At 39.3% G+C, this 4047-nt stretch carries 4 protein-coding genes; all 4 read left to right on the top strand.

Annotated features, from left to right (window positions below; all coding sequences use genetic code 11):
* The first annotated feature begins 31 nt into the window (after nt 1–31).
* The 4 genes from E1171_RS05800 to E1171_RS05815 all read left to right on the top strand — a co-directional run bounded on the left by E1171_RS05800 (nt 32) and on the right by E1171_RS05815 (nt 4046).
* A complete protein-coding gene (locus E1171_RS05800; RefSeq protein ID WP_155204990.1) occupies nt 32–1393 on the top strand; it encodes a Na(+)-translocating NADH-quinone reductase subunit A in 1362 nt (453 codons plus the stop codon).
* A gap of 8 nt (nt 1394–1401) precedes the next feature.
* On the top strand, nt 1402–2595 hold the full coding sequence (locus tag E1171_RS05805) for an NADH:ubiquinone reductase (Na(+)-transporting) subunit B (RefSeq protein ID WP_155204993.1): 1194 nt from the start codon (nt 1402–1404) through the stop codon (nt 2593–2595).
* Nucleotides 2582–3301 (top strand): NADH:ubiquinone reductase (Na(+)-transporting) subunit C, encoded by a 720-nt coding sequence (gene nqrC, locus E1171_RS05810; RefSeq protein ID WP_187696284.1) that lies wholly within the window; start codon nt 2582–2584, stop codon nt 3299–3301. The genes E1171_RS05805 and nqrC overlap by 14 nt, the downstream gene beginning before the upstream one ends.
* Nucleotides 3302–3377: 76 nt before the next feature.
* Nucleotides 3378–4046: an NADH:ubiquinone reductase (Na(+)-transporting) subunit D gene (locus E1171_RS05815; RefSeq protein ID WP_155204995.1), complete on the top strand. Its 669-nt coding sequence runs from the start codon at nt 3378–3380 to the stop codon at nt 4044–4046.
* The last annotated feature ends 1 nt before the right edge of the window (nt 4047 follow it).

Consider the following 4047-nt stretch of genomic DNA (forward strand, 5'->3'; position numbering starts at 1 on the left):
TTTTAACAGGAATCATTAGCTAATAATTAATATGTCTAAGTTGATAAAGCTCAAAAAGGGATTCGATATAAAGCTTGTTGGAAAAGCTGAGAAGAAGATCGCTGAAGCCCCTCAACCTGAGACTTTTGCTGTAAAGCCTACGGACTATCCGGGCTTTTACATGCCAAAGATGCTGGTCAAAGAAGGTGATGTGGTGAAAGCCGGTACACCTATTTTTTATGACAAGAAAAAAGAGGGTATTTTTTATGCTGCGCCCGTAAGTGGGGAGGTAGTGGAAGTAAAAAGAGGTGAAAAAAGAAAATTGTTGGAAGTCAAAATTCTGGCTGATAAGCAAATTTCTTATGAGGAATTCTCGAAATTTAATGTTTCGGAATTAACAAAACTTTCAAGAAAGGAAGCTACCGAACAACTTTTAAATAGTGGCGTTTGGCCAAATATTATTCAAAGGCCTTACGGGATAGTGGCTGATCCGAATGATACGCCAAAAGCAATTTTTATTTCTGCTTTTGATTCCCATCCATTGGCGGCGGATCTAAGCTTTACTTTGAAAGGAGAAGAACAAAACTTCCAGGCTGGACTTGAGGTTTTAAGTAAATTCACCGATGGTAAGATCCATTTAAATGTAAATGCAGATTCAGAAGATGCTGCTGTATTTTCACAAGCAAAAGATGTAGTCATCAATAAAATTTCTGGTCCTCACCCAGCAGGTAATGTAGGGGTCCAGATTCACCATATTGATCCTATTAATAAAGGAGATGTGGCTTGGACCGTAAGCCCTTTTGGAGTAGCTCAAATTGGTAAATTATTCCTCACAGGTCATTATGATGCTTCAAGAGTAATAGCTGTTGCAGGATCGGAGGTGAAAAATCCTCAATATTATAAGACATATACGGGTGCGTCTATCAAAAAGTTTGTCGGAAATAACCTTAAATCAAATCATGTTCGATTTGTGTCCGGGAATGTATTGACGGGAGAAAAGGTAGATTCAGATGGTCACCTAGGTTTTTATCACAATCTATTAACGGTAATTCCAGAAGGGGATTATTATGAGATGCTAGGATGGGCGCTTCCTTCTAAAAGATTAAGTTTCCAAAGGGCTTTGGGCTTATTGTCTTTTCTTAACCCCAATAAGGAGTATGTAATGGATACCAACACAAGAGGAGAAAAAAGGGCTTTTGTGCAAACTGGGGTGTTTGAGCAAGTTACTCCTATGGATATTTTGCCTACTCATCTAATCAAGGCTGTCATGGCGGAGGATTATGATAATATGGAGGCTTTGGGTATCTACGAGGTTGTAGAAGAAGACCTGGCACTTTGTGAATTTGTCGATGTTTCCAAGCACGATATCCAGGCAATTTTGAGACATGGAATTGATTTAATGCTAAATAGTTAATCTGACGGATGAAAGCTTTACGAGATCAACTGGATAAAATAAAACCTCTGTTTTCAAAGGGAGGGAAGTTCGAGAAATTTCATTATGCTTATGATGCGGCCGATACTTTCTTGTTTTCTCCTAATACAGTAACCAGTGCTAAGGGAACACAAATTAAAGATGCTATCGACCTGAAAAGGATGATGGTAACTGTTGTAGTGGCCATGATTCCTGCTTTATTATACGGGATGTGGAACGTGGGCCAGCAGCATTTTATGGCTATTGGGGAGACTGCTTCCTTTATGGAAAAGTTTGGATTGGGAGCAATAGTGGTATTGCCTATTGTTATAGTAGCTTACACTGCTGGTGGTATTGTGGAGGCTATTTTTGCCATCGTTAGAAAACACCCAATAAATGAAGGGTTTTTAGTAACGGGTATGCTTATTCCATTGGTCGTTCCTCCTACTCTTCCATTGTGGCAAGTAGCCTTAGCCACTATTTTTGGGGTACTTATTGGAAAAGAAGTATTTGGGGGTACAGGAATGAATATTTTGAATGTGGCTTTAGTAGCACGTGCCTTTTTATATTTTGGTTATCCTACCGATATTTCTGGAGATCAGGTATGGGTATACTTGGGTGGACAAAACCCAGTGGAAGGGTTTTCCGGTGCAACAGCCCTTGCTGTAGCGGCCTCTGCTCAGGAACCCGTAACACAAGCATTAACTCAGGCATCACAAGCTTGGTATGCAGGAATGTTTGATTTTACAAATATGTTTATGGGAGCTATCCCAGGATCTATTGGAGAAACTTCCACTTTAATGTGTTTAATTGGTGCCTTAATTTTGATTTTTACTGGTGTGGGAAGCTGGAAGACGATAGTAGGGGTATTTGTAGGTTCCTACTTAACTGCATTATTAATGAATTTGATTGGGGCCAATGAATTTATGCTAATGCCGGCAGAATACCATTTGGTTATTGGTGGCTTGGCATTTGGTGCTGTATTTATGGCTACCGACCCGGTGAGTTCAGCTCATACCGAAACTGGTAAATGGATTTATGGAATTCTGATTGGAGTGGTAACCGTTATCATTCGTGTATTGAACCCGGCTTATCCGGAAGGAATCATGTTGGCAATCCTGTTAATGAACGTTTTTGCCCCATTGATCGATTATAATGTAGTTCAAGCTAATAAAAAAAGGAGATTAAAACGTGCGACAGTCTAATTCATACATAGTATTATTTGCCCTGGGCATGTGTGTGGTGGTCGGTGGACTACTTTCCCTTGCAGCGGTAGGCTTAAAGGACGCCCAGAAGAAAGCCAGAGACCTGGATACAAAAAAACAGATTTTAGGTGCGGTTAGGGAATTAAAGGATACCGATGATGTATTGAAAATCTATGCTGAAAGTATCCAATCTGAAGTTGTTGACATCGAAGGAAATGTGGTGGATACTTCAATTCCCGCAGAGGAGATTGATGTAAGTAAGGAATATAAAAAAGACCCAGCAGAACGTTTGTTCCCGGTCTTTAAATATAAAGGTAGTCCTTCATCAGAAGAGATTGATGCATACATTGTTCCTATTTATGGAAGTGGACTTTGGGATAAGATCTGGGGCTTTGTAGCACTTAAAAATGATTTTAACACCATTGAAGGTATTGTATTTGACCATAAGGGGGAAACTCCAGGTCTAGGAGCAAGGATTACCGAAAAAGAGGTGCAGCAGCGCTATAATGGAAAACATGTTATGGAAAATGGTCAATTGGTATCCGTAACAATGCTTAAAGGAGAAAAGCATCCTCTTGAATCTATGAACGATCACCAAGTTGATGGAATGTCGGGAGCTACTTTAACTGCAGACGGTGTGAATGATATGTTAAAAGCATATTTAGGTTATTATCAGGCTTATTTTAATAAGGTGAAAGGAATGTAAGGTTCCAGAAAGCTTTATAATTTATAGCATTCTTTGAAAAGATATTATTTCTTACGACCTATAAAAGATTAAAAATATGAGTAATGAAACAGCAGAAGTGGTAAAAGCAAAACCTGCCGAACCGCTTTTATCAAAAAGAAGGAAGAAGTTTGTTGCTGATCCTTTGGTGGATGATAACCCAATTACCATTCAGGTATTGGGAATTTGTTCAGCTTTAGCTGTAACTACGCAGTTGAGGCCCACTCTTGTAATGTCGATTGCGGTAATTTTTGTAATTGTTTTTGCTAACCTGCTTACTTCCTTATTAAGGAATGGAATTCCAAGTCGAATTCGTATCATTGTCCAATTGGCTATTATCGCTACCCTGGTAATTTTGGTAAACCAAGTGCTGTTAGCCTACGTCTATGATGTTGCTAAAATGGTAGGAGTGTATGTAGGTTTGATTATCACTAACTGTATTGTGATGGGACGATTGGAAGCCTTTGCTATGGGAAATAAACCTTGGGATTCTGTATTGGATGGTTTTGGAAGTGGTTTGGGTTATGCCTGGATTATTATGGTCGTTGCTTTTTTTCGGGAGTTGCTTGGATCTGGTGCAATTTTCGGTTTTAAGGTATTTGAGGCTGTAGGTATCAGTAATTTTCCTACCAATGGTTTAATGACCTCCCCGGTTGGAGCCTTTGTAATTTTAGGGTTGTTAATTTGGATACAAAGAACGAAGACGGGTTACGTTGAAGAACATTAAA

This window comes from Xanthovirga aplysinae, from assembly GCF_009711365.1.
GTDB lineage: Bacteria > Bacteroidota > Bacteroidia > Cytophagales > Cyclobacteriaceae > Xanthovirga > Xanthovirga aplysinae.

Excerpts from the sequence above, each read along its gene's own strand:
- E1171_RS05800 (WP_155204990.1), top strand. The coding sequence starts at position 32 with ATGTCTAAGTTGATAAAGCTCAAAAAGGGATTCGATATAAAGCTTGTT.
- E1171_RS05805 (WP_155204993.1), top strand. The coding sequence starts at position 1,402 with ATGAAAGCTTTACGAGATCAACTGGATAAAATAAAACCTCTGTTTTCA.
- E1171_RS05815 (WP_155204995.1), top strand. The coding sequence starts at position 3,378 with ATGAGTAATGAAACAGCAGAAGTGGTAAAAGCAAAACCTGCCGAACCG.